Below are 25,916 nucleotides of genomic sequence, written 5' to 3' on the forward strand. Positions count from 1 at the left end.
GCCGCGCCTCAAGAGCATGGGCGTGACCCGGCAGGCGGCGCAGAAGCGGTTCGTCCCGAGGGAGTCGGTCGACCTCGACCCCAGCCAGGGCTTCAGCCGCTGCACCCCGCTCGCGCGGAACGTGGTCATGGCCGCGCACAACGAGGCCCTGGCCGCCGGCAACCCCGAGGGCCGCCCCGAGCACCGGAGGTGGCAGCCGAGGAGTCGGCGACGGACGGCTCGCAGGACTGAGCACTGTGACGGTCCCGGAACCATGACCCCGCCGAACTGGCGCCCCTCTCGGTGAAACCGCAGGTCGGGGCCATTGTCAGACCCGCCTGCCACACTCGTGGACATGGCCGACCGGTGGGCGCTCGCTCCGGCCGAGGACGGTGGCGTGGACGTCGCCCCCCTCGGTCCGGACGGGCTGCCCGCCGGACCGGTGCGGCGCGAGAGCGATCTCGCCGGGGCGGTGCGGAGCCGCCCGGAGGTGACGCGTTGGGTGTGGCGGTCGACCGCCGATGTCTACCCGCGTCTGCTCGCCACGGGGGTGCGAGTGGAGCGGTGCTACGACATCGAGGACGCCGAGACACTCCTGCTGGGCCACGAGGGCCGGTACGGCGAGCCACGCTCGGCCGCCGCCGCCCTGGCCCGCCTCCGCGGCGGCCCCGTACCGCCCGACCCGCCGCAGCGCTCGGCCGAACCGGGCGCCCAGTCCCCGCTGTTCGAACCGACCGGCACCCGCCTGCCCCTGGCGGACCTCCTCGCCGTCTACGCCGACCAGCTGCGGCGGCACGAGAAGACCGCCCACCCCGACCGAATGCGGCTGCTGACCGCGGCCGAGTCGGCCGGCATGCTGGTGGCCGCCGAGATGAACCGCGCGGGCCTGCCCTGGAGCACCGAGGTCCACCGGGAACTGCTGCGCGACCTGCTCGGCGAGCGGTACGCGGGCGGCGGCGAGCCGCGCCGCCTGGCCGAGCTGGCGGACGAGGTCTCGGCGGCCTTCGGCCGGCGCGTGCGGCCCGACCTGCCCGCCGACGTGATAAAGGCCTTCGCGCAGGCCGGGATCAAGGTCACCTCGACCCGCCGCTGGGAGATCCAGTCCATCGACCACCCGGCGGTCGCTCCCCTGCTGGAGTACAAGAAGCTGTACCGCATCTGGGTGGCGCACGGCTGGTCCTGGCTGCAGGACTGGGTGCGCGACGGCCGCTTCCGGCCCGAGTTCCACGCCGGCGGCACGGTCACCGGGCGCTGGGTGACCAACGGCGGGGGCGCGCTGCAGATCCCCAAGGTGATCCGGCGGGCCGTCGTCGCCGACCCCGGCTGGCGACTGGTCGTGGCCGACGCCGACCAGATGGAACCGCGCGTCCTGGCGGCGATCTCCCGCGACCCCGGGCTGATGGAAGTGGCCGGCCGCGCGAGCGACCTCTACCAGTCCGTCTCCGACCGCGCCTTCTCCGGCGACCGTGACCAGGCCAAGCTCGCCGTGCTCGGCGCGGTCTACGGCCAGACCTCGGGCGACGGCCTGAAGAACCTCGCCGCGCTGCGCCGCCGCTTCCCCAAGGCGGTGGCCTACGTGGACGAGGCCGCGCGCGCAGGCGAGGAAGGCCGGCTCGTGCGGACCTGGCTGGGCCGTACCTGCCCGCCCGCCGCAGGGACGGGCGAGGACGCGGCGGAGGAGGCGGGCATCCCCGTCGGCACGGACGACTCCGGCCGGCAGGACGGTCACGGGGACGACCAGGGGTGGGTCCCGGGCTACGCGTCCACCAACTCCCGCGCGCGGGGCCGCTTCGCGCGGAACTTCGTGGTGCAGGGCAGCGCCGCCGACTGGGCCCTGCTGCTGCTCGCCGCGCTGCGCCGGGCCTGCGCGGACCTCGCGGCCGAGCTGGTCTTCTTCCAGCACGACGAGGTGATCGTGCACTGTCCCGCCGAGGAGGCCGACACGGTCGTACGGGCCATCCGGGAGGCCGCCGACCTCGCCGGCCGGCTGACCTTCGGCGAGACACCGGTGCGGTTCCCGTTCACGACGGCGGTGGTGGAGTGCTATGCCGACGCCAAGTGAACCGCCCCGGGGTGGAGTTCAGCCGTCCAGGAGAGCCCGCAATTCTTCCAGCAGCGCCTGCTCGTCGGTGCCGTCCAGCGCCGCGAGGGCCGCGCGCCAGGCGTCCTGCGCCTCCGTCCGGCGCCCCTGCTCGCACAGGAGAAGACCGAGCTGGTGGCGGGCGAGACCGCCGATGTAGCGGTCGGCGCGGGCGTCGGCCCGGCGCAGCAGCTCGGCGCACTCGCCGGTGGCCCGCTCGGTCTCCCCCAGCTGCCGCAGCGCGCGGACCAGGCCAAGCCGGGTCTGGGACTCGCCGTGCCAGTCGCCGTGGCCGCCGAGGATGCGCAGGCTCTCCTCGAAGTGCTGGGCGGCGGCCGCCGGTTCGCCGAGGCTGAGATGGGCGTAGCCGATGTTGCAGTGCGCCGAGTGCTGGACGATGACCGCGCCGATCGCGTCCCCGATCGCCAGTGAACGCCGGTGCTGCTCGATGGCGGCGCGCGGGTCGGTGTGCTCGTAGAGGTTGCCGAGGTGGCTGTGGGTGACGGCCTCGCCGTAGGGATCGTCCAGCCGCCGGGAGTACTCCAGGCTCTGCCGCAGCGCGTCCCCGGACTCCGCGAAGCGACCGAGCCCCTCCAGCAGGAGGCCCCGGTTGTTCAGGCAGCGCCGGATCCAGGAGACGATGCCGAGTCGGCGCCAGATGTCCAGGGCCTGGTCGGTGAGGGCGAGGGCGTCGTTCTGCCGGCCGGTCAGGAAGTGCACGCCGGCGAGGTCGCTCAGCGCGTACGCCTCGGCCGCAGCGTCCCCGAGCCGCCGCGCCGCGCCCAGCGCGGACTGCCCCAGCACCTCCATCTCGGCGACCCGGCCGCTGCGCCGCGCATACGGGAAGAACAGCCGGACCAGCGTGGAGAGGTACGCGGCCCGGCACTCGTCGGTCGTGTCCGCGTTGCGCTCCACGAGCGCCACGATGTTCTCCAGCTCCACGTCCCCCCAGGCGAACGCCTCCTCCGCGGAGTGGAAGTGCCGCAGGGCCGCCACGTCCGCGGCGTGCTCCGGGGGCTGGGCGGAGGTGGGCCGCCGCCGGTCGTCCTGGTCGAGCCCGGGCTCCACGATGGCGACGAGAGCCCGCTCGGCGACGGCGGCGAACCAGCGGAGGGCGGCGAGCTCGGGATCGGGGTCGGTGGGGGCGGGGCCCGGCGTGTCGGGGCCGGTGGGGGCCGGGCCCGGGGAGCCGGAGCCGGTCGGGGTGTGGAGGTCGGTGGAGATGGGGAGGTCGGCGGCGGGCTTCGGGTTTGTGGTGGCCAGTTCGCGGGCGAAGTCGCGGACGAGGTCGTGGGGGGTGTAGCGGCCGTACGCCGTCTCCTCCAGCAGGGCCACGTCGACCAGGCGGTCCAGCGCGGCCTCGGCACGGCGTTCGTCGGTGCCGGTCAGGCGGGCGACCAGGGGGGCGCCGTAGGTCGGCAGGTCGAGCGCGCCGAGGCGGCGCAGGGCGAGGGCGGCGTCCCGGTCGGCCTCCCGTTCGGCGGCGGCAAGGGCGTCATGGGCGACCGCGAGGGAGCGGCGGACGCTCAGGTCGTCGTACTCCAGGTGGTGCAACCGGCCCTCCGTGGCGGCCAGTTGACCGGCCAGTACATCCGGGTTGAGGGCGCGGCGGGCGGCCAGCCGGGCGGCGACGACGCGCAGCGCGAGGGGGAGCCTGCCGGTCAGCTCGACGAGCGCATGGCCCGCGTCGAGTCCCTCGCGTCCGCTCACCGCGCGCAGCAGCGCGGCGCTGTCCTCCCCGGTCAGCGGGCCGAGCGGGAAGCGGCGGGCGCCGTCCAGGGCGGCCAGCGGGGAGCGGCTGGCGACGATCACCGCGCAGCCGGGTCCGGCCGGGAGCAGGGGTCGTACCTGGGCGGCGCTCGCCGCGTCGTCCAGGACCAGCAGGACGCGGGCCGGGGCGAGCAACGAGCGGAGCAACGCGGAGGCGGCGTCCGGGTGTTCCGGGATGGTGCGGGGTTCGGCGCCGAGGTCGCGGAGGAGGGCGGAGAGAGCCTGGGCGGGGGTGAGGGGGGCCACTCCGGGGGTTGCGCCGTGCAGTTTGACGTAGAGCTGGCCGTCGGGGAAACGGTTCCGCAGGGTGTGGGCGGCGTGCAGGGCGAGGGCGCTTTTGCCCATGCCGGCCATGCCGCTGATCACGGCGAGATGGTTTCCGCCGACGGTGAGGGTTTGCTGCAGGGCGGCGAGTTCGGTGGCTCTGCCGGTGAAGTTGGCCGGGGGTGGGGGGAGTTGGGCGGGGGCGGGGGTTGCGCGGCCTTCGGCTGGGATGGATTTCGCACCCGCGCCACCCATGACAGTTTCGCCGTCGGGTGCGTGTGGCTCCTGTGGGTTGGAATCGCCGTCGGCGGGTGCGGGAGCGAGGTGAGTCAGCGAATCGGCTGCGGGCGTGCGGGTGTTGTCGGTGGTCGGGGCCCGGAGGGGTTCGGGTGCGTTGTGGGGGGTGCCCACTTCCGGGGCGGGGTTGCTCTCCGCTCCTTGGTCGGTGTTCAGCGGTGGTACCGAGTCGCGGAGTACCTCGATGTGGGCGTCGCGGACGGCCGGGCCCGGCTCGATGCCGAGTTCCTCGATCAGGCGGGTGCGCAGGTCGCGGTGGACGGCGAGGGCCTCGGCCTGGCGGCCGGTGCGGTGGAGGGCGAGCATCAGCTGGCGGTGGTAGGGCTCGCGCAGCGGATACTCGGCGACGAGTGCCGCCAGCTCGGGCACGAGCCCGGTCAGCCGGGCCCCGCCCAGGGCGAGTTCGGCGTCGTAACGCCACTCCAGCAGGAGCAGCCGCGCCTCCGACAGGCGCTGCACGAGGGCGTAGCCGCCGAAGTCCGCGGGCAGTCCGCTGAGCGGTGTGCCGCGCCAGAGCGCCAGTCCGCCGGTGCAGGCGCGTACGACGCCCGCCCAGTCCCGGCGGGCATGCGCGGCCCGCGCCTCGGCAACTGCGGCGTCGAACACGTGCACGTCCAGCTCGCCGTCGTCGACTCGCAGCAGATAGCCGGGTGGTACGGCCCTGAGCCGCTCCGAGTCGTCGAGGAGCCGGCGCAGCCGGGCGACGTGATTGTGCAGCGACGCCTGCGCGGAGACCGGCGGCGCCCCGCCCCACAGGGCGTCCTTGAGTGACTCGACCGACACGACCCGGCCGGCCTCCAGCAGCAGCGCGGCGAGCAGCGCGCGCACCTTGGGGCTGCCGATGGACCGGACGAGCTGGTCGGGGGTATCGGGAGTGCCGGGGGTGACAGGGGTGACAGGGGTGCCCTCGGAGGCAGCGGCGGAGCCGGCGTCGAAGGCGGGATGGCGGGAGGTGTCGTACAAAATCCCGTACGGCTGTCGGTCGTACAGGACGGGCGGTCCCAGCAGTCCGAACCGCAGCTCGCACCGCCGCATCACGCCGCTCCAGCCTCTCCGCGCGGCCCTGTCCGACCGTGCTCCGCGGCGGACGGGTGTCCACCGTTCCTGGCGGAATTCCGCCCTTCCTCAGCGGATTTCCGCCATCCGCCCTCTGCCGGTCGGGGCCGGATTCCGTTAGGGTCCGGGCCTGTCACCGTCGCCGACGGGCGACTTCCGGCCAACCGGTCCGCGACCGACGGACGAACCATTGGCCACATGTTAGCGATCCGTTGGTGGGTCCTGGTGTGATCATTCCATCGGATCCGGTCCGACGGCGCGCGCGAATATCGCGTAACTCGGGGGAGTGTCGCCGCAGACCGGATCCGGGGGCGTCCATCGGGCCCCGGTCGGCGGAGGTGAACGACCGGGGCCCCGTCCCGCGCCCACGAGCCCGGTGACCGGCCCGGCGACCAGTTCGGTGACCCGCGACTCTCCCGTCGCCCTTCGCCACCCACTCAGATGACAGGCGGGCGTCCCAGGCGGGTCAGCCGCCACACCGTCCGCCAGCGCATGGGCCGGCGTTCCCCGGCCGACTCCCGCAGTCCTTCCACGAACCCGCCGAACCAGGCCCGCAGCCCCGCCGCCGACCGGGTGCGGGCGAGGGTGAGCAGGGTCCACACGCCGAGGTGAACCGGGATGAGCGGCAGGGGAAGCCGACGCCGGACGAGCCAGACGCGGTTGCGGGCGTTGACGCGGTAGTAGATGGCGTGCCGGGCGGGCGAGGTCTTGGGGTGCTGGAGGAGCAGCTCGGGAACGTAGCGGATCTTCCAGCCGGCGTCGGCGGCCCGCCAGGCGAGATCGGTCTCCTCGTGCGCGAAGAAGAACGCGTCGGGCCAGTCCCCGGTCTCGGCCAGCATCTCCATGCGCAGGGCGTGGCCACCGCCGAGGAAGCCGGTGACGTAGCCGCCGCGCATCGGATCGGACTTGCCCACGCGCGGCACATGCCGCTGCTGGGTCTCCCCGTGCTCGTCGGCGATACGGAAGCCGACGATGCCGAGGCGCGGGTCGGCCGCGTACAGCTCGCGCACCCGCCGCAGCACGTCGGCGTCGACGAGCAGCCCGTCGTCGTCCAGCTCCACGACCACGTCGATGTCGCCGTACGCGCGCAGCCGGGCGAGGGCGACGTTCCGGCCGCCCGGGCAGCCCAGGTTCTCCTCGACGTCGATGGTGGTGACCTCGCCGGGCAGGGAGAGCCGTCGGGCGAACTCGGGCAGCCGGCAGCCGTTGCCGACAATCACGATCCGGTCGGGAGCCACGTCCTGTTTGGCCACGGACTCCAGCAGGGCGTCGACCTCGGCGGGCCGGTTGCCCATGGTCACCACGGCGACGGCGATCCTCGGCTGCGCCATGTCCCTCACCCCATCCGGCCGGCGGCGGCACCCCGCCCTGACCACGGGGTGCTCGCCGTTCACCAAGATGTTGCCTCAGATCCGCCGGTTCGCCTGACGCCCATTCATTTGGACGCCCTTTTGCTCAGGTTTTGTCCACACATTTCCTTGCCCATCGGCCACTCGGCTCCTTGCCCACCGGCTCCTCGGCGAAGCCGTGCTCGGCGGGCCGCGTCGCCCGCTGCGCCAGCCACCCCGAGACACGCGGCCCGCCGTTGACCGCGACGCCGTCACGCACCGTCCGGACGTGCGCGAATCCCTGACGCCGGTAGTACTCCTGCAGACCCTCGTTGGTCGTCCAGGCGTCCAGCCGCAGCCACTTGACGCCGCCGCGGAACGCCCGGTCACCGGCCCAGTCCAGGAGCCGTCCGCCGAGGTTCCGGCCGGCGTGCGTACGGGCCACGGTGAGCTTGTTGACGAAGAGGGACGTTTCGCCGAGTTCCCGCTCGGACCACAGCCCGTCCTCCGCCTCCGGAGTCAGCGTGATGGTCGCGACGGTGACGTCGTCGTCCCTCACCATGAAGACGGTCCCGGCCTCGATCGTCTCCAGGAGCTTGGCGGCAGGGTACGGACGCTGCCACTGATCCGTGCCGAGACGCGACAGCCACGCCGCCGCCTCCTCGCGGAAGGCGAGCAGCGCGGAGACGTCCTCGGGCTCGGCGGGGACGATTCTCACCGTGGTCTCACTGCGGCTCGTTCTCGCTCCGGGCGGACAGTTCGCCGATCTCGTAGGTCATGCGGTTCAGGTCGCCCCGGAACGTCGTGACGGTGCAGCGGACGGGCCGGTCCGCCGAGTAGCCCGTGCGCGTCCAGAGCAGCACCGGGACGCCGGCGCCGATCTCCAGCAGGCGCGCCTCCTCGGGCGTCGGCATGCGGGCCGCGATCTCGTCGAAGTACCCGACCTGCGCGATGCCCCGGTCGGCCAGGTATCGCGTCGTTCCCTCGTCGATGTCTCCCGGTTCGGCGAGGCGGGGCGTCTCCTCCACGAGCCAGGACGGGTAGTAGGTCGCCTGGGTGGACCAGGGGGCGTCGTCCACATAGCGGTGACAGAACCGCAGGACGGTCGTCGTACCCGCCGGGACCCTGAGCCTTTCGGCCACCTCCGCGGAGGCCGGCAGCATCTCGACGCGGCAGGTCTGGTGCGGGCGCCGGCCCGCGTTCGTCACGTCCGTGTTGTACGCGTCGCCGTTGTACGGAAAGGTCAGGTTCTCGAAGCGTGACGCGTTCAGCTCGAACACCTCGTGCGACCTGACCTCGTATCCCAGCCCCTGGCTGGACGTGATCAGCCCCTCGCCGACCAGCAGGCTCAGCCCGCTGCGGACGGTGTTCCGGGAGGCGCCGAAACGCTGCTGCAGCTCGCTCTCGGAGGGCAGCCGCGATCCCGGTGCGTGCACGCCGTCCACGATCTCGCGACGCAGGACGTCGGCCACCTGCCGATACTTCGGCTGCTTGTTCATGTCGCCATCATGACCCAGTCGTGCAACTTGTTGGTACAGGTGGTACCGGAATCCTTGACTGCTCACGGTGCGTCGCGAGAGGATTACTTCATCAGCTTGTACCAACAAGCTGACCTGCACCGACAGCGTCGAAGGAAAGCCGGAGAACGACGGAGAGCAACGGAGATCACCACCCCATGAGCCACATCGTCACTCCTCAGGGCTGCTACCGCGCCCGCGGTTGGCCGAGGCCGGGAGGTGCCGCATGAGCATCACCCGCCGGTACCCGTTCACCACCGACCCGTACGTGTTCACCGCCGACTCGAACATGTCCGCCAACCACACCTGCATGTCCGCCACCGACCCGAATCTGCCCGCCACCGACACCGAAGTGAAGGCGGAGATCGCGCGGACCGCCTGCGAGACCGCACCGCCGCCGGCGCTCGACGGAGCGAAGCCGGCCGGCGCCCGGCCGGACGCCCGCGACCTTCCCCTGCCTCTGCCCGTCACCGCCACGCGCGGTGTTGGCATGGCCGTGCTGGTCGCCCCTGGGCTTCGCCGGCACTAGGTGCGCCCGCACGTGGGCGGCCGGCACGGCTTCCCACGTTGAGCCACCCTCTTCGGCACGCTGGAGCGACCGCCGACCAGGCCGAGACGCTCGCGTGCCTTCGATCGGGTCCGGTCGACGAAGTTCGACCAAGCTCGATCAAGAAAACCAAAAGGCCAGGCCACGAACTACGTGGCCTGGCCTTCGCCGGAGCCGCTTTCGGGATTCGAACCCGAGACCTACGCATTACGAGTGCGTTGCTCTGGCCATCTGAGCTAAAGCGGCACGCTGTCCGCACTATGGTGCGATCAGCAACGTCGGTAAGTCTACACAGTTTCCGGGGGTGCTTCGTACCAGCCCCGGCGCCCAGGGGGCCGGGGCCGGCGGGGAGAGTCAGGAGCAGCGCTTTCCGCGGGCCGGTGGGGTGCCGTGGAGGAGGTACGTGTCGATCGCCGAGTCGATGCAGGCGCTGCCGCGGCCGTAGGCGGTGTGGCCGTCGCCGACGTACGTGAGCAGGCGTCCCGAGGAGAGCTGGGCGGCCAGGGACTGGGCCCAGGGGTAGGGGGTCGCCGGGTCGCGGGTGGTGCCGACCACCACGATGGGGGCCGCGCCCTTCGCCTCGATGCGGTGCGGCTCACCCGTGGCCCGCACCGGCCAGTACGTGCAGTTCAGCGTGGCCCAGGCCAGGCTGTCGCCGAACACCGGGGACGCCTTCTCGAACGCGGGCAGGGCCTTCTTCAGCTGCTCGGGGCCAGTGAAGGCCGGCGGCAGGTCCAGGCAGTTCACGGCCGCGTTGGCACTCATCAGGTTGCTGTAGCGGCCGCTCGCGTCCCGCTCGTAGTAGCTGTCGGAGAGGGCGAGCAGGCCGGCGCCGTCGTTGTCCTTCATCGCCGAGGTCAGCGCCTCGCGCAGCTGTTCCCAGGCGGCCTGGTCGTACATCGCCGCGATCACCCCGGTGGTGGCCAGCGACTCGCCGACCTTGCGCTTGCCCGCGTCGCCCGCCGGGAGGGGGTGGGCGTCGACCTTGCGGAAGAAGGCCTTGAGGTGGTCGCCGACCTGGGCGGGTGTCGTGCCCCTGCCGCCGAGCGGGCAGTCGGAGTGCCGTACGCAGTCCTTCGCGAACGCCTGGAACGCCGTCTCGAAGCCTGCCGTCTGGCCCAGGTTGAGCCTGCGGGCGTCGAGGGAGGGGTCCATCGCCCCGTCCAGCACCATGCGCCCCACCCGCTGCGGAAACAGCCCGGCGTACGTCGCCCCGAGGAACGTGCCGTACGAGGCGCCCACGTAGTTCAGCTTCTTGTCGCCGAGCAGCACCCGCAGGATGTCCATGTCACGCGCCGCCTCGACGGTGGAGACGTGCCGCAGCAGCCGCGCCGAGTGCGCACCGCAGCTCTCGGCGAACGTCCGGTCCGCGCCCACCAGCGCGTCCGTCTCCTTCTGGTCGTCGGGGGTGACGTCCGTCTGCGTGTACGTGTCCATCCCGTGCCCGTCGAGGCATTCGACGGGCTCGCTGCGGGCGACGCCCCGCGGGTCCACCGCGACCATGTCGTAGCCGGCGCGGACCTCGGCCGGGTAGCCGATGCCGGCGTACTGCTGGAGATAGGCCACCGCCGAGCCGCCCGGGCCGCCCGGGTTCACCAGCAGCGAGCCGAGGGTGTCCTTGCCGGTCGCCTTCTTGCGGGAGACGGCGAGCTTGACGTCCCCCGAGCCGGGCTTGGCGTAGTCGAGCGGCGCCTTCATCGTCGCGCACTGGAAGCCAGGGGCACCGCAGCTGTGCCAGCTCAGCTTCTGCTTGTAGTACGGCGCGAGCGCCGACGGTGTCGCCGGCGGCAGCGCGGCCAGCGCCGCCTCCGCCGTCCCGCCGGCCGACGTGCTCGAACTCCCGGAGGACCCGGAGGAACACGCGGACACCAGCAGCGCGGCGGCCGCGAGGAGGGCCGCCGTGACGCGCGCCGTGGCGCGGGTGCGGGCACGGGTCGGGGTCGGACGGGGTCCGGGGGCGCGGAGCATCCCGGCGAGCGGAGCGATCCGGGGCGTCCGGAGCGTCCGCGGGGGCCGGGCGGAGCGGCGGGGCGATGGCCTGGTCTGCATCAGGCGAGCGTAACCCTGGGCGATGGGATGGATGCCGAACGTACGGACGGTGGCCTCGTACGAGGGACGCCGTGCGTCAACCACCGTACGCCCGGCTCACCCCACCCGCAGACCTCGGCCCAGGCCGCCCGCCGGCCTTGGCTCTAGCCGCCCCCAAGCCTCGGCTCACCCCACCCGCAGACTTCGGCTCCAGCCCGCCCGCAAGCCTCGGGTCACTTCCCCCGCAGGCCTCGGTTCAGCCCGCCCGCAGGGCCATCGTCATCGCCTCCACGGCCAGCAGCGGGGCCACGTTGCGGTCCAGGGCCTCTCGGCAGGCGGCGATCGCCTCGATGCGGCGCAGGGTGGACTCCGGGGAGCTGCCGCGGGCGATCCGCGCCAGGGCGTCCTCGGCGTCCTCGTTCGCGAGCGCGATGCGGGAGCCGAGCTGGAGGGCGAGGACGTCGCGGTAGAAGCCGGTGAGGTCGCCGAGGGCGACGTCCAGGCTGTCGCGCTGTGTGCGGGTTCTGCGGCGCTTCTGCATGTCCTCGAGGTCCTTCATCACGCCCGCCGTACCGCGCGGCAGCCGGCCGCCCTGGGCCGCGCCCAGCGCCGCCTTCAGCTCCTCCGTCTCCTTGCCGTCCATCTCCTCGGCGAGCTGCTTGGCGTCCTCGGACGCCGCGTCGACCAGCTCCTGGGCCGCCCTGAGGCACGCGCCGACCTCGTCCAGGCGCAGGGGCAGCTTGAGCACGGCGGCGCGGCGCTCGCGGGCCGCCGGGTCGGTGGCGAGGCGGCGGGCCCGGTCGACATGGCCCTGGGTGGCGCGAGCGGCCGCCTCGGCAACCTGGGGCTCGATGCCGTCGCGACGTACGAGCATGTCGGCGACGGCGGCGACCGTGGGCGTGCGCAGGTTCAGGTGGCGGCAGCGGGAGCGGATGGTCGGCAGGACGTCCTCGATGGAGGGGGCGCACAGCAGCCAGACCGTGCGGGGGGCGGGCTCCTCCACGGCCTTGAGGACGGCGTTGGCCGACTTCTCGTTCAGCCGCTCGGCGTCCTCGACCAGGATGATCTGCCAGCGGCCGTTCGCCGGGGAAGTGAACGACTTGCGGACCGTGTCCCGCATGTCCTTGACCAGGATCTCGGAGCCCACGGCGGCGACCGTGGTGACGTCCGCGTGGGTGCCGAGCAGCGCGGTGTGACAGCCGTCGCAGAAGCCGCAGCCAGGGGCTCCGCCGAGGGCACGGTCGGGGCTCACGCACTGCAGGGCGGCGGCGAAGGCACGCGCCGTCTGGTTCCGCCCCGCGCCGGGCGGGCCCGTGAACAGCCAGGCGTGCGTCATCTTCGACGCCTCCGGCAGCGGCTCGTCCGCCGCGGCGGCCGTGACGAGGGCGTCGGCGTCCCGCGCGGCTGCTTCGAGCACCGCGCTCACCTTCTCCTGCCCGACGAGGTCGTCCCACACGCTCATGGGTCACGCCGCCCTTCCGTCACATTCCGTGTTCCGGGATCCATTGTGCGGGTGGGCACTGACAGCGAGGACCAACAGGACCTGCCCGGCGTCCCGCGCGGTGCTCAGTCCCGCCGGCCCTGCCAGGACCCGCCCGGATCCGCCAAGACCCACCCGGACGCAGAGCGGCGCCCGCCGAAGCCTTCGATCGCTCCGACGGGCACCGCCCGGTGTCCTCGCTCAGCCGCGTCGGCCCCGGCCCCTCCCCCGGCGGTCCGGGTCTTCGTGGTCGCCGTACTCCCGCTCGTCGTACGAGCCCAGCAGCTCGTCCGCCAGCGACGGCAGGTCGTCCAGCGGGGTCTCCTCGGCCCAGTCGGGGCGCGGACGGCGCCGGGGCCTGCCGTCGGCGCCGAGCTGGGGCATCTCGCGGGTGCGGTCCTCGGAGCCGTCAGGACCCGCGGCGGGCCGCTCGTCCCGGAAGAAGCCCTGCGGTACCCGGTCCGTCGGCGCCTCGCCCCGCACGGGAGGCAGTACGGCGGTCTCGTCGGCGGCGCCGGGGGACACCGGCGGCAGCACGGCCGTCTCGTCGGCGGCCGTGTCCGAGACAGGCGGCAGCACCGTCGTCTCGTCGGCGGCACCCGGGGTGACCGACGGCAGCACCGTGGTCTCGTCCGCCGCGCCCGGGGCGTCCGGCGGCTGCGGCAGCTCCGCCGTCACCTGGGAGTCGGGATCCGCCCCGCCTCTCGGGTCCGTCCCACCCCGGCCGGCGGCGTTCGTGTCGTTCTGGGCGCCAGTGTCGCTCTCGGCGTCCTTGGCGTCCGCGTCCCGCTCCTCGCGCACCGGCCGCAGCACCGTCGTCTCGTCCGTACCCGGGGACACGACCGGCGTCGGGACCGTCTCCTCCGCACCCGCCGAGGCCTCCGGCCTGCGCGGGCGGTCTGGCTCCCCCATGCCGGGCGAGACCACCGGCGCCGGCACGGTCGCCGCGTCCGGGGTCACACCCGGTACCGCCGACTGCGGTGCGCCCGGGCGGCGGGCCGCCGCGTCGGCCGCCGACGCGGCCTCGGCCGCCTGCCGGCGGGCCTGCTCGGCACGCAGCAGAGCCTCTTCGGCCCGGCGCTGCTTCTCCAGGCGCAGGGCCTCGGCCTCGGCGCGCAGCCGGGCCTCCTCCTCGGCCTGCTTGCGCCGCCGCTCCTCCTCGGCCCTGCGGCGGGCCTCCTCCTCGGCGCGGGCCTTCTCCTCCGCGAGCAGCCGCTTGCGCTCCTCCTCGGCACGCCGGTGCGCCTCCTCGGCACGCCGCCGGGCCTCCTCCGCCTGCCGTTCGGCCTCGCGGCGCTGCGCCTCCTCCAGCTCGCGCTGCTTGCGCTCCTCCTCCTCGGCGCGCAGCCGGGCCAGCTGCTCCTGGCGCTCGCGCTCCAGCCGCTCCTCCTCGGCCTTGCGGGCGGCCTCTTCCTCGGCCTTGCGGCGCGCCTCCTCCTCGGCCTTCTTCCGGGCCTCCTCCTGGGCCTTGATCTCGGCCTCGGAGAGCGGCAGCACGGTGTCGAGCCGATGACGGATCACGGTGGTGACGGCCTCGGGGTCCTGGCCGGCGTCGACCACCAGATAGCGGCCGGGGTCGGCGGCGGCGAGGGTGAGGAAACCGGCCCGCACGCGCGCGTGGAACTCGGCCGGCTCCGACTCCAGGCGGTCCGGGGCCTCCGTGAACCGCTCGCGGGCGGCCTCCGGGGAGACGTCCAGCAGGACGGTGAGGTGCGGGACGAGGCCGTGGGTCGCCCAGCGGTTGATGCGGGCGATCTCGGTCGGGGACAGGTCGCGTCCGGCGCCCTGGTAGGCGACGGACGAGTCGATGTAGCGGTCCGAGATGACGACCGCGCCGCGCTCCAGGGCGGGCCGTACGACGGTGTCGACGTGTTCGGCCCGGTCGGCGGCGTACAGCAGCGCCTCCGCGCGGTGCGACAGGCCCGCCGAGGACACGTCCAGCAGGATCGAGCGCAGCCGCTTGCCCACGGGGGTGGCGCCCGGCTCGCGGGTGAGCACGACCTCGTGGCCCTTGGCGCGGATCCACTCCGCGAGGGCCTCGGCCTGGGTGGACTTGCCGGCGCCGTCACCGCCCTCCAGGGCGATGAAGAATCCGGTCGCGGCCGGGGCGGTGACCGGGTCGTCGCCGCCGAGCAGCGCGTCCTTGAGGTCCTGCCGCAGCGGGATCCCGGAGCGGTCGTCGACCTTGGCGAGCACCAGCACGGCCACCGGCAGTAGCAGCGCGCCGACCAGCATCAGCGTGAACGAGGCGCCGCCGTGAGCGAAGACGAACCTGCCGTTCTCCAGGCGGTGCCGGCCGATGAGCCCGGCGACCACGGGGGCGACCAGCGCGCCGAGCGCTATGAAGACCCGCACCACCGCGTGCAGGTGCTCGGTGACGCGCGCCCTGCGGTATTCCTCGGTCTCCTGGTCGAGCAGGGCGTGTCCCGTGTTCGCGGCCACGCCCGCGGCGACGCCGGCCAGCGTGACGATCAGCAGGACGGTGGTCACGTCCGGGACCAGTCCGGCGGCCAGCAGGGCGACACCGGTGAAGGCGATCGCGAGGGCGAGGAGCCGGCGGCGAGAGAGCGAGGGCAGCAGTGCGGGCGCCGTACGGATGCCGACGGCGACGCCACCGGTCAGGCCGAGCACCAGCAGGCCGTAGAGCACCGGGCCGCCGCCCAGGTCGGTGGCGTGCAGCACGCACACGGCGACGGCGGCCGCGATGGCGCCGGCCACGGCGGCACTGGCGGTGACGAGCAGCGGGACGGCGCCCGTACGGCCCTTGTCGACGCCGGTGCCGGTGCGCGGGCGGCGCAGGCCCTCCAGCGGGGACCGCGCGCGGGGGGTGCGGGTGCCGGGCAGCTCCAGGGCGGTCAGCACGGACAGGGACGCGGCGAACAGCCCCGCCGCCACGTACGACCCGAGGGCGGCGTGGTGCTGGTCGAACCAGGCGACGCCGGTGCCGAGCAGGTTGTTGAGCAGGCCGGCGACGACCAGGGTGGCCGCCGCCAGCGGGACGGCCAGGAAGCTGGTCCGCAGCGCGAGGCGGCGCAGGGCGTCCAGGTGGTCCGGCAGCGGCCGTACCGTCGCGCCTTCCGGGGGCGGCGCGGGCAGCAGGGCGGGGGCCGCGCCCTCCCGGCACACCGTCCACAGCCGCTCGGCGACACCGGCGACGAAGGCGGTGACCAGCAGGACGGCGAGCGCGTTGTCCGGGGTCCAGTCGATCCACAGGGGCGCGACGATCAGCAGCGCGGCGCGCAGGCCGTCGGCGCCCACCATCGTCCAGCGGCGGTCGAGCGGGCCGTCCTGGGCGGTGAGCGTGTTCAGCGGGCCGAGGAGGACGGCGCCGAAGAGCAGGGTGGCGAGGACGCGCGCGGCGAAGACCGTCGCCACTGCGAACGCCACGCCTCGGTAGCCCCCGCCGAACGACCCCTCGGCGATGGCCGCCTGAAGGACGAGGACGACCAGCACGAGCAGCGCCAGGGCGTCGCCGACACCGCTCACGAGCTGTGCGCTCCACAGGCGCCTCAGCTCGGGTCGGCGCAGCAGTGAACGGACGGCGCGCTCGCGGGAATCCGCTACCAGGGCGTCGTCCGGTGTGGTGGTGGGGGCCGTTGGCTGCTCGGCTCGCGTCATGCGTTCAGCCTATCGGCAGCCACCGACACCACGGCCCCGGTCACCCGGACCCGAGCCCACCCCGACACCAAAGCGATGCCGAGGCGCGCACTCGCGAAGCCCGAGTCCGAGCCTCAGCCCTCCGCGCCTCAGCCTTCCGTGCCTCCGCGCCTCAGCCTTCCGTGCCTCCGCGCCTCTGCCTTCCGTGCCTCCGCGCCTCAGCCCTCCGCGCCTCAGTCCTCCGTGCTGGAGGCCGCTGTCTTCTTCGCGGCGGCCGTCGTCTTCTTCGCAGCGGTCTTCTTGGCGGCCGTCGTCGTCTTCTTCGCCGCCGTCTTCTTGGCGGCGGTCTTCTTCGCCGGAGCCGTCTTCTTCGCGGTGGCCTTCTTCGCCGTCTTCTTGGCGGGCCCCTTCGCACGCTTCTCGGCGAGCAGCTCGAAGCCGCGCTCCGGGGTGATCGCCTCGACGCTGTCGCCAGAACGCAGCGTCGCGTTGGTCTCACCGTCGGTGACGTACGGGCCGAAGCGGCCGTCCTTGACCACGACCGGCTTGCCGGAGACCGGGTCCTCGCCCAGCTCCTTCAGCGGCGGCTTGGCGGCGGCCCGACCGCGCTGCTTCGGCTGGGCGTAGATCGCCTGGGCCTCCTCCAGCGTGATCGTGAAGAGCTGGTCCTCGGACTGCAGCGAACGCGAGTCCGTGCCCTTCTTCAGGTACGGGCCGTAGCGGCCGTTCTGCGCGGTGATCTCCACACCGTCGGCGTCGGTGCCGACGACGCGCGGCAGCGACATCAGCCGGAGCGCGTCCTCGAGGGTCACCGTCTCCAGCGTCATGGACTTGAAGAGGGAGGCGGTGCGCGGCTTGACCGCGTTCTTGCCGGTCTTCGGCGTGCCCTCGGGAAGCACCTCGGTGACGTAGGGGCCGTAACGCCCCTTCTTGGCGACGATCGCGTGGCCGGAGTCCGGGTCGGTACCCAGCTCGACGTCTCCGCTGGGCTCGGCCAGCAGCTTCTCGGCCAGCTCGACGGTCAGCTCGTCCGGTGCCAGGTCGGCCGGGATGTCGGCGCGCTGGTGCTCCTCGGTGTCCTTCTCGCCGCGCTCGATGTAGGGGCCGAAGCGGCCGACACGGAGCACGATGTCGTTGGCCACCGGGAACGAGGACACCTCGCGGGCGTCGATCGCGCCCAGGTCGGTCACGAGCTCCTTGAGGCCGCCGAGGTGGTCGCCGTCGCCGTTGCCGGCCTCGGCCGCGCTGCCGTTGTCGACGCCCTCGCCGAAGTAGAAGCGCTTCAGCCACGGCACGGACTGGGCCTCGCCGCGGGCGATGCGGTCGAGGTCGTCCTCCATCTTGGCGGTGAAGTCGTAGTCGACGAGCCGCCCGAAGTGCTTCTCCAGGAGGTTGACCACGGCGAAGGACAGGAAGGACGGCACCAGGGCCGTGCCCTTCTTGAACACGTAGCCGCGGTCGAGGATCGTGCCGATGATCGACGCGTACGTCGACGGGCGGCCGATCTCGCGCTCTTCCAGCTCCTTGACCAGGGAGGCCTCGGTGTAGCGGGCCGGGGCCTTGGTGGCGTGGCCGTCGGCCGTGATCTCCTCGGCGGCCAGCGCGTCACCCTCGGCGACCTGCGGCAGCCGGCGCTCGCGGTCGTCCAGCTCAGCGTTCGGGTCGTCGGCGCCCTCGACGTAGGCCTTCAGGAAGCCGTGGAAGGTGATCGTCTTGCCGGAGGCGGTGAACTCGACGTTCCGGCCGTCGGCGGCGGTGCCACCGATCCTCACGGTCACGCTGTTCCCGGTCGCGTCCTTCATCTGAGAGGCGACGGTCCGCTTCCAGATCAGCTCGTAGAGCTTGAACTGGTCACCGGTGAGGCCGGTCTCGGCGGGCGTGCGGAAACGATCACCCGAGGGGCGGATCGCCTCGTGGGCCTCCTGTGCGTTCTTGACCTTGGCGGCGTACGTGCGCGGGGCGTCCGGCAGGTACTCCGCGCCGTAGAGGTGCGTGACCTGGGCGCGGGCCGCGGCGATCGCGGTGTCGCTCAGCGTCGTGGAGTCCGTACGCATGTACGTGATGTAGCCGTTCTCGTACAGCTTCTGCGCGATCTGCATGGTCGCCTTCGCGCCGAAGCCGAGCTTGCGGCTGGCCTCCTGCTGCAGCGTCGTCGTACGGAACGGGGCGTACGGCGAGCGGCGGTACGGCTTGGACTCGACGGAACGCACGGAGAAGCGCGTGTTCTCCAGCGCGGCGGCGAGGGCGCGGGCGTTCGCCTCGTCGAGGTGGAGGGTGTTCTCGCTCTTGAGCCGCCCGAGGGAGTCGAAGTCGCGGCCCTGCGCGATCCGCCTGCCGTCGACCGTCTGCAGGCGGGCGACCAGCGACGACGGGTCCGAGGAGTCCCCCGCGCGGCCGGTCGCGAAGGTGCCCGTCAGGTCCCAGTACTCGGCGGAACGGAACGCGATGCGCTCGCGCTCCCGCTCCACGACGAGTCGCGTGGCGACGGACTGGACACGGCCGGCCGACAGGCGCGGCATGACCTTCTTCCACAGGACCGGCGAGACCTCGTAGCCGTAGAGGCGGTCGAGGATGCGGCGGGTCTCCTGGGCGTCGACGAGCTTCTGGTTGAGGGTGCGCGGGTTGGCGACGGCCTCGCGGATCGCGTCCTTGGTGATCTCGTGGAAGACCATCCGCTTGACGGGGATCTTCGGCTTGAGGACCTCCTGGAGGTGCCAGGCGATCGCCTCGCCCTCCCGGTCCTCATCGGTGGCGAGGAACAGCTCGTCGGAGTCCTTCAGCAGGTCCTTGAGCTTCTTGACCTGCGCCTTCTTGTCGGCGTTGACCACGTAGATCGGCTGGAAGTCGTGCTCGACGTCCACGCCGAGGCGGCGGACCTCGCCGGTGTACTTCTCGGGCACCTCCGCGGCGCCGTTGGGAAGGTCACGGATGTGCCCGACGCTCGCTTCGACTACGTAGCCGGGGCCGAGGTAGCCCTTGATCGTCTTCGCCTTGGCAGGCGACTCGACGATGACGAGTCGGCGGCCGCCCTGTGCGGTCTCGCTGGTCGGGGACAACTTCGCTCTTCTCTCCGGTCGACGCTGTGGCCTCCCCAGGGCCTTGGTCCCGGGGTCGCGGCGTGCTTCTGGCTCGTGTGACGCTGCGGAGTGTGACGGTACATCCCGCCCCCGTGTCAAACGGGAAAAGCCCACAACGGCCACTCGAACGGTAACCCGACTACCGGCATTCCTGCCGCCCGGACCGCACGGCAGGTCTTCGCCCCATGTCCGGAGCGTGGTGCTCCCCTGACCCGGGCGGAATCACGCCCGCCGACGTCAGAGGCGGGTGAGGCAGTACGCGCCGAGCCCCAGCGCGACGATTCCGACGGCGCCGGCGAGGGTGGCCGATGCGACCTGGTTCACACCCTGGGCGACCGGCTCGTGCCGCCGGACCCGAGTGCCGGTCCACACCAGCAGAGCGCCCCCGAACAGGGCGAACACCACTCCCGCGAAGATCGCCGGTCCGCTCTCCACCGCGCCCGCCCCTTCCGCGTCGTCCGCCCGTCTCCCGTGCGGGAGGGTGGCACGCGCGGGAGACGGGCGGGCGACATCGGGGTGAACGGAAGACCGAGGCGTCATCGAACGTACGACCGAACGCAGCCCGGGCCGGACCCGGCGTCCGAATTTTTCCGGCCGTCTTCCCGGCGGCGGCGTGCCGGGGGCCCGTGCCATCGTCATACGACGATGATCCGGGCGCGGCTACGACGACGCGGGGATCCCGGATACGACGGCCGGAGCGACCGTGGCCCGACTCGCGCGCCGGACCCACCTCACCCCGCGGGCCCCAGGCGCCGCACCCGCCTCACCCCCGCAGGCTCCAGGCACCGGACCCGACTCACCCCGCGGGCTCCAGGAAGCCCTGCTCCACCAGCAGCCGGATCTGCGCCGGCGTGCGGTCGCGCAGCAACACGGGGTCCTCGCCGACGAGTTGCGCGATGGCGTCCAGGATGCGGCCGGCGCTCAGCGTGCCGTCGCACACGCCCGCGAAGCCCGCGCCGATCGTGTCGACCTTCGTGGCGCGGCGCATCCCGCGGTGCTGGCGCAGCACCACGTGCTCCGGGTCCTCGGCGCCGGGCAGCCCGACCTGCTCCTGGACCACCTCGGCGGCCAGCTTGAAGTAGCCCTCCAGCAGGGCCGCGTCGTCGTGCTCCCGGAGGTAGTCGAGGCGGTCGAAGTGGGCCCGGATCGCCTCCCCGAGGGGCTGCTCGACCGGGTGCGGCCACTCCTCCACGGTGACCGTGGGCTCGGCCGCGCCCGTCTTGCGCAGGGTGATCCAGCCGAAGCCGACCGCCTTGACCTTGCGCGCCTCGAACTCGTCGAGCCAGGCGTCGTACCGCGCCTGGTACTCCGCCGGGTCCCCGCGGTGGTCACCGGAGTCCCGGAGCCACAGCTCGGCGTACTGCGTGACGTCCTGCACCTCGCGCTGCACGATCCAGGCATCGCACCCGCGCGGCACCCATGACCTGAGTCTGTCCTGCCAGTCCTCCCCTGCGACGTGCTGCCAGTTGGCGAGGAACTGCGCGAACCCGCCCTCGTTCAGCCGTTCCCCCGCCTGCTGAACGAGCGAGCGGCACAGATCGTCCCCGCCCATTCCCCCGTCGCGGTACGTCAGCCGGGCGCCCGGGGAGATCACGAAGGGCGGGTTGGACACGATGAGGTCGAACGTCTCGTCGTCCCGGACCGGTTCGAACAGCGAGCCCTCGCGCAGATCGGCGGCGGGTGCCCCGGAGAGCGCGAGGGTGAGCGCGGTGATGTGCAGCGCGCGCGGGTTGAGATCGGTGGCCGTCACGCGCGTCGCGTGCTGGACGGCGTGCAGCGCCTGGATGCCGGAACCGGTGCCGAGGTCGAGCGCGGCGGCGACGGGCGTGCGGACGGTGATGCCGGCGAGGGTCGTGGAGGCGCCGCCGACGCCCAGGACGACACTCTCCTCGCGCTGTCCGATGCCGCCCGCGCCGCCGACCGCGCAGCCGAGGTCGGACACGATGAACCAGTCCTCGCCCGCCGGGCCGCCGTAGGGCCGTACGTCCACGGTCGCGGCCACCTCGTCGCCGCCCGTGCGCCTGAGCCAGCCGGCCTCCAGGGCGTCCTCGACCGGCAGAACGGCCGCCACGCGCGCGTGGGGCACCGGTTGCTGGAGCAGGAACAGCCGGACGAGCGTCTCCAGCGGTGTGTCGCCGCGGGTCGCCCGGAGCGCGGGCACGGTCTCGCTGCGGGCCAGCGCCGCGTACGCGGGGGCGCCGAGCAGGTCGAGCAGGCCGTCCGCGGTGAAGGAGGCGGAGAGCAGGGCGTCGCGCAGGCGTGCGGCGACGTCGGGCCGGTCGGAGGCGGGCAGGAGGGCGGGGCCTGAGTCAGTCACGCCCCCCATTGTGGCCCGCGAGGGCAGCCGGAGGCCGCCGCAGCGCGGGCCGTGCGCCGGTGTCAGTGGGTGCCCACCATGTGCGCCCGTGGGAGTCCGCCGCTGTCAGCCGGTCGCCGCCGACGGAGACGCGTTGACCTTGCAGCTGGGCTGCTTGGCGATCGCCTCCTTGACGTCGCCCTCCTCCAGCCGCTTCAGCGCGGCCGTGCCGCTGCTGCTCTGCTCGCCGATCTGCTTGGTCTGGTCGGCGACCTCGTGCAGACCCTTCGCGAACTTGCCCTGGTCCTTGGTGTCGAGCCCGTCGACCTGCTTCTTCAGGTCGGCGTACGACGCGGAGAGGCTGTTGAGGTTCTTGACGGCGTCCTGCTGCTTCTTGGCACCGCCGTCCACCCCGGGCGGCGTCCCGGCGCCGCTGATCGCGGCGGCGATCGCCTTGTAGCCGTCGGCCATGTCCTGGAAGGCCTGGGCGTACGTGGTCTTGGCGGTCTTGGGCGGCAGGTTGCTGTCCGTGGCGATCTTGGCGATCGAGGCGTTCGCCGCCCGGATCTTCGCGTCCTGCGCGGGCACCGCGTCGCACACCGACTTGGCCCAGGCGACCAGCTTGGGGTCGGGGCCGCTGTCCTTGCTGCTGCATCCCGACAGCGCCACTACCAGTACCGCACCGCCGGACAGTGCGGCCGCGAGCTTCTTGTTCACCGGATTGGTCCCTTCCATGGCTCTCGGCCCACGGAATCTACACGGCGGACCGAGGGCCTCCGCCACCGAACGCACTATAAGTGCGATTTTGCGACTCTATGCACCAAGAGAGAGAAGGCTCACGGCGTGGGCGAGCCCACACACGCGAACGGGCGGGCGGCGCGTCAGTACGCGCCACCCGCCCACCCGTTGAGCAGGCCCTCCGTGGACGGCCTACGAAACCACCGCCGGATCCGCCGAGTTGGCGACCCGCTCTGAGCTCTCGTCGTCGTCGCCGACGGCGATGCCGCGCCGCTTGGACACGTACACCGCGACCACGATCACCAGAAGCGCGAGGACCGCGATCGCGATCCTTACGCCGATGCTCTTGTCGCTGCCGTAGGAGAACTTGATCACCGCGGGCGCGATGAGCAGCGAGACCAGGTTCATGACCTTCAGCAGCGGGTTGATCGCCGGCCCCGCGGTGTCCTTGAAGGGGTCGCCGACCGTGTCACCGATCACCGTGGCCGCGTGGGCCTCGCTGCCCTTGCCGCCGTGATGACCGTCCTCCACCAGCTTCTTCGCGTTGTCCCAGGCACCACCGGAGTTGGCGAGGAACACCGCCATCAGCGTGCCCGCGCCGATCGCGCCCGCGAGGTAGGAACCGAGCGAGCCGACGCCGAGCGTGAACCCGATGAAGATCGGCGCCATGACGGCGAGCAGACCGGGCGTGGCCAGCTCTCGCAGGGCGTCCTTGGTACAGATGTCGACGACCTTGCCGTACTCGGGCTTCTCCGTGTAGTCCATGATCCCTGGCTTCTCGCGGAACTGCCGCCGCACCTCGAAGACCACCGAACCGGCCGACCGCGACACGGCGTTGATGGCCAGTCCGGAGAAGAGGAACACGACCGCCGCGCCCGCGATGAGGCCGACGAGGTTGTTGGGCTGCGAGATGTCCAGCGACAGGCTCATCGGCGAGCCCGGACCGCTGAGTTTCGCCCCGACGTCCTGCACGTTGGTGGTGATCGCGTCGCGGTACGACCCGAACAGCGCCGACGCGGCGAGCACGGCCGTGGCGATCGCGATGCCCTTGGTGATGGCCTTGGTGGTGTTGCCGACCGCGTCCAGGTTGGTGAGCACCTGGGCGCCCGCGCCCTCGACGTCGCCGGACATCTCGGCGATGCCCTGCGCGTTGTCGGAGACCGGTCCGAAGGTGTCCATGGCGACGATCACACCGACCGTGGTGAGCAGGCCGGTGCCGGCCAGGGCGACCGCGAACAGCGCCAGCATGATCGACGTACCGCCGAGCAGGAACGCGCCGTAGACGCCGAGGCCGATGAGCAGCGCGGTGTAGACGGCGGATTCGAGGCCGACCGAGATGCCGGACAGGACGACGGTGGCCGGGCCCGTAAGGGAGGTCTTGCCGATGTCCCGGACCGGGCGGCGGTTGGTCTCGGTGAAGTAGCCGGTCAGCTGCTGGATGACGGCGGCGAGCAGGATGCCGATGGCGACCGCCACCAGGGCGAGGATCCGCGGGTCGCCGTCCTTGCCCCGGATCGCCGCGTCCGTGACGCCGTCGAGGTCGGAGTACTTCGAGGGCAGGTAGACGAAGACCGCGACCGCGACCAGCGCCAGGGAGATCACCGCGGAGATGAAGAAGCCGCGGTTGATCGCCGTCATGCCACTGCGGTCGGCGCGCCGCGGGGCGACCGCGAAGATGCCGATCATGGCGGTGACGACGCCGATGGCCGGAACCAGCAGCGGGAACGCGAGTCCGGAGTCGCCGAAGGCGGCCTTGCCGAGGATCAGCGCGGCCACCAGGGTGACGGCGTAGGACTCGAAGAGGTCGGCCGCCATGCCCGCACAGTCTCCGACGTTGTCGCCCACGTTGTCGGCGATGGTCGCGGCATTGCGCGGATCGTCCTCCGGAATGCCCTGCTCGACCTTGCCGACCAGGTCGGCGCCGACGTCGGCGGCCTTGGTGAAGATGCCGCCGCCCACACGCATGAACATCGCGATCAGGGCGGCGCCGAGGCCGAAGCCCTCCAGCACCTTCGGCGCGTCGGCCGCGTACACCAGCACCACACAGGAGGCACCCAGCAGGCCGAGACCCACCGTGAACATGCCGACGACGCCGCCCGTGCGAAATGCGATCTTCATCGCGGTGTGCGAGACGGTGGTGAGATCCTTTTCCGGTTCGCCCGGGGCCGGAGTGGCTTCCCGGGCCGCGGCGGCGACGCGCACATTACTGCGCACGGCGAGCCACATGCCGATATAACCGGTGGCCGCCGAGAACGCGGCACCGATCAGGAAGAACACGGATCGTCCGGCACGCTGATTCCAGTCGTCCGCGGGCAGCAGCATGAGCAGGAAGAACACGACGACGGCGAAAACACCCAGCGTGCGCAGTTGCCGGGCGAGATACGCCTTGGCGCCTTCCTGGACCGCCTCGGCGATCTGTTTCATGCTGTCGGTGCCCTCGCCCGCCGCCAGCACCTGGCGCACCAGGACGCCCGCGACCGCCAGCGCGGCCAGGGCCACGGCCGCGATCACCGCCACGATGATCCGGTTGTCGTCGGTCAGGACCGCGGCTGCGAGGGATGTGGGGTGGCCCAACTGATGAGGGGTAGAAAGCCCCGCCATTCGTCCTCCTTGACGCTTGGGCTGAGCTCAAGATGTGGACGGATTGTAGGTACCCCCGAGTGATCTAAACAGGGGACGGTAAACAGAATTGGCCTTCGTGCCCACTTCAGCAAATGATCGAGGACACGCCACGGAACCCGAAAGAGGTAACGCCCCAAAGGCATTGACGGCCACATTGATGCTTGATCGAATTATCGGGCTATTGATCGTGAATTGCTTCACGAATTCCCGGAGTGCTGGAAAAAACAAGAAAGGCCCTGCTCAGCAGGGCCCTCCAGGAGTGGTACGGGGCGGTCTCGGCGCCGCGCGGCCGGGTTCAGACGAGTTCGGTGGCCGGTGGAACGGTCGGCCAGGACATGCGGATCAGGCCGCCGTTCTGGCCCGTGGTGACCTTCACGTCGTCAACGAGGCCGCTGATGACCGCGAGGCCCATCTCGTCCTCCTCGGCCTCCACGTCGGCGTCCGCGGCGGCTCCGCCGGCCACCCGCTCGGCGGGCACGGCGTGCGGGGCCTCGTCGCCGACCTCGATGGAGAACTGTTTCTCCTCCTCGATCAGCGCCACCTTCACCGGTGCGGTGATGTCATTGACCTGGTGCAGCCCCACGGCACGGGAGCAGGCCTCGCCCACGGCGAGCCGGACCTCGTCCAGGGCGGCCTCGTCCACTCCGGCCCTGCGCGCCACCGCTGCCGCCACCAGCCGGGCGGTCCGGACGTGCTCGGGCAGCGCGCTGAAGCGGAGTTCGACGGTGGCCATGCATCCCCCTCGCGACTTACGGGCGTGCGGTGCGGAGGCGGGGCCGCCGAAAGCCGCACCCCCTGATGAACTTCCGTGCCCCGGACCCACCGGCCCGGGGCGGGGTCGACCGGCGTCCGGACCCACCGGCCCGGACCCACGGACGGCCCAGGGGTCAGTCGGTGGCCGCCACCGCTTCCTCGACCGAGGTGTGGATCGGGAACACCTTGGTGAGGCCGGTGATGCGGAAGATCTTGAGAATGCGCTCCTGGTTGCAGACCAGGCGCAGCGAGCCCTCGTGGGCACGCACGCGCTTCAGGCCGCCGACCAGCACGCCGAGTCCGGTGGAGTCGAGGAAGTCCACGCCCTCCATGTCGACGACGAGGTGGAACGCCCCGTCGTTCACCAGCTCGACCAACTGCTCGCGCAGCTTGGGCGCGGTGTATACATCGATTTCGCCACCGACCTCGACGACCGTACGATCGCCGACGGTACGGGTCGACAGGGACAGGTCCACGGATCCTCCAG

At 72.4% G+C, this 25,916-nt stretch carries 16 protein-coding genes, 1 tRNA gene and 1 pseudogene; 3 read left to right on the forward strand and 15 right to left on the reverse strand.

What is annotated here, in order from left to right; translation table 11 throughout:
• Nucleotides 1-10 precede the first annotated feature (10 nt).
• Together ABZ865_RS15930 and ABZ865_RS15935 are read left to right on the forward strand one after the other, a co-directional pair.
• Nucleotides 11-184: pseudogene (locus ABZ865_RS15930) on the forward strand (ATP-dependent Clp protease ATP-binding subunit); the annotation flags it as partial.
• Nucleotides 185-334: 150 nt separating this feature from the next.
• Nucleotides 335-2,041, forward strand: a complete 1,707-nt coding sequence (locus tag ABZ865_RS15935) for a bifunctional 3'-5' exonuclease/DNA polymerase (protein WP_361229990.1) — start codon at nucleotides 335-337, stop codon at nucleotides 2,039-2,041.
• Between the two features lie 18 nt (nucleotides 2,042-2,059).
• Here ABZ865_RS15935 and ABZ865_RS15940 read toward each other — a convergent pair whose 3' ends face one another.
• From ABZ865_RS15940 to ABZ865_RS15955, 4 genes are all read right to left on the reverse strand, one after another.
• Entirely contained in the window at nucleotides 2,060-5,425 is a 3,366-nt protein-coding gene (locus tag ABZ865_RS15940) for a BTAD domain-containing putative transcriptional regulator (protein WP_361229993.1), read from the reverse strand.
• Nucleotides 5,426-5,883: 458 nt separating this feature from the next.
• Nucleotides 5,884-6,777 (reverse strand): glycosyltransferase, encoded by an 894-nt coding sequence (locus ABZ865_RS15945; protein WP_361229996.1) that lies wholly within the window; start codon nucleotides 6,775-6,777, stop codon nucleotides 5,884-5,886.
• A gap of 124 nt (nucleotides 6,778-6,901) precedes the next feature.
• Nucleotides 6,902-7,492, reverse strand: a complete 591-nt coding sequence (locus ABZ865_RS15950; RefSeq protein ID WP_361229999.1) for a GNAT family N-acetyltransferase — start codon at nucleotides 7,490-7,492, stop codon at nucleotides 6,902-6,904.
• 7 nt (nucleotides 7,493-7,499) lie between these two features.
• Nucleotides 7,500-8,273: a GntR family transcriptional regulator gene (locus ABZ865_RS15955; protein ID WP_361230002.1), complete on the reverse strand. Its 774-nt coding sequence runs from the start codon at nucleotides 8,271-8,273 to the stop codon at nucleotides 7,500-7,502.
• Between the two features lie 244 nt (nucleotides 8,274-8,517).
• Here ABZ865_RS15955 and ABZ865_RS15960 point away from each other — a divergent pair, with 244 nt between their 5' ends.
• Nucleotides 8,518-8,820: a hypothetical protein gene (locus ABZ865_RS15960; RefSeq protein WP_361230005.1), complete on the forward strand. Its 303-nt coding sequence runs from the start codon at nucleotides 8,518-8,520 to the stop codon at nucleotides 8,818-8,820.
• A gap of 190 nt (nucleotides 8,821-9,010) precedes the next feature.
• On the opposite strand, the gene ABZ865_RS15965 is transcribed toward ABZ865_RS15960, so the two are convergent.
• From ABZ865_RS15965 to bldG, 11 genes are all read right to left on the reverse strand, one after another.
• Nucleotides 9,011-9,084: transfer RNA gene (locus tag ABZ865_RS15965), tRNA-Thr, on the reverse strand.
• Nucleotides 9,085-9,192: 108 nt separating this feature from the next.
• Nucleotides 9,193-10,806, reverse strand: a complete 1,614-nt coding sequence (locus tag ABZ865_RS15970; protein ID WP_361231172.1) for an alpha/beta hydrolase — start codon at nucleotides 10,804-10,806, stop codon at nucleotides 9,193-9,195.
• A 316-nt stretch (nucleotides 10,807-11,122) separates the two neighbouring features.
• Nucleotides 11,123-12,328, reverse strand: coding sequence for a DNA polymerase III subunit delta' (locus tag ABZ865_RS15975; RefSeq protein ID WP_361230008.1), 1,206 nt, complete (start codon nucleotides 12,326-12,328; stop codon nucleotides 11,123-11,125).
• A 219-nt stretch (nucleotides 12,329-12,547) separates the two neighbouring features.
• Nucleotides 12,548-15,964 (reverse strand): dTMP kinase, encoded by a 3,417-nt coding sequence (tmk, locus tag ABZ865_RS15980; protein ID WP_361230011.1) that lies wholly within the window; start codon nucleotides 15,962-15,964, stop codon nucleotides 12,548-12,550.
• Nucleotides 15,965-16,176: 212 nt separating this feature from the next.
• Nucleotides 16,177-18,999: a type I DNA topoisomerase gene (gene topA / locus ABZ865_RS15985; protein ID WP_361230013.1), complete on the reverse strand. Its 2,823-nt coding sequence runs from the start codon at nucleotides 18,997-18,999 to the stop codon at nucleotides 16,177-16,179.
• 258 nt (nucleotides 19,000-19,257) lie between these two features.
• Nucleotides 19,258-19,455, reverse strand: coding sequence for a hypothetical protein (locus ABZ865_RS15990; protein ID WP_361230016.1), 198 nt, complete (start codon nucleotides 19,453-19,455; stop codon nucleotides 19,258-19,260).
• Between the two features lie 361 nt (nucleotides 19,456-19,816).
• Complete coding sequence (locus ABZ865_RS15995) at nucleotides 19,817-21,346, reverse strand: class I SAM-dependent methyltransferase (protein WP_361230018.1); 1,530 nt, start codon at nucleotides 21,344-21,346, stop codon at nucleotides 19,817-19,819.
• Between the two features lie 96 nt (nucleotides 21,347-21,442).
• Nucleotides 21,443-22,033, reverse strand: a complete 591-nt coding sequence (locus tag ABZ865_RS16000) for a small secreted protein (protein WP_361230021.1) — start codon at nucleotides 22,031-22,033, stop codon at nucleotides 21,443-21,445.
• 213 nt (nucleotides 22,034-22,246) lie between these two features.
• The gene (locus ABZ865_RS16005) at nucleotides 22,247-24,655 is read right to left on the reverse strand and encodes a sodium-translocating pyrophosphatase (protein WP_361230024.1); all 2,409 of its coding nucleotides are present in this window, start codon (nucleotides 24,653-24,655) and stop codon (nucleotides 22,247-22,249) included.
• 316 nt (nucleotides 24,656-24,971) lie between these two features.
• Entirely contained in the window at nucleotides 24,972-25,409 is a 438-nt protein-coding gene (locus tag ABZ865_RS16010; protein WP_361230027.1) for an ATP-binding protein, read from the reverse strand.
• 154 nt (nucleotides 25,410-25,563) lie between these two features.
• Nucleotides 25,564-25,905: an anti-sigma factor antagonist BldG gene (gene bldG, locus ABZ865_RS16015; protein ID WP_100827485.1), complete on the reverse strand. Its 342-nt coding sequence runs from the start codon at nucleotides 25,903-25,905 to the stop codon at nucleotides 25,564-25,566.
• Between the last annotated feature and the right edge of the window lie 11 nt (nucleotides 25,906-25,916).

The sequence above is a fragment of the Streptomyces sp. NPDC047085 genome, from assembly GCF_040643735.1.
GTDB lineage: Bacteria > Actinomycetota > Actinomycetes > Streptomycetales > Streptomycetaceae > Streptomyces.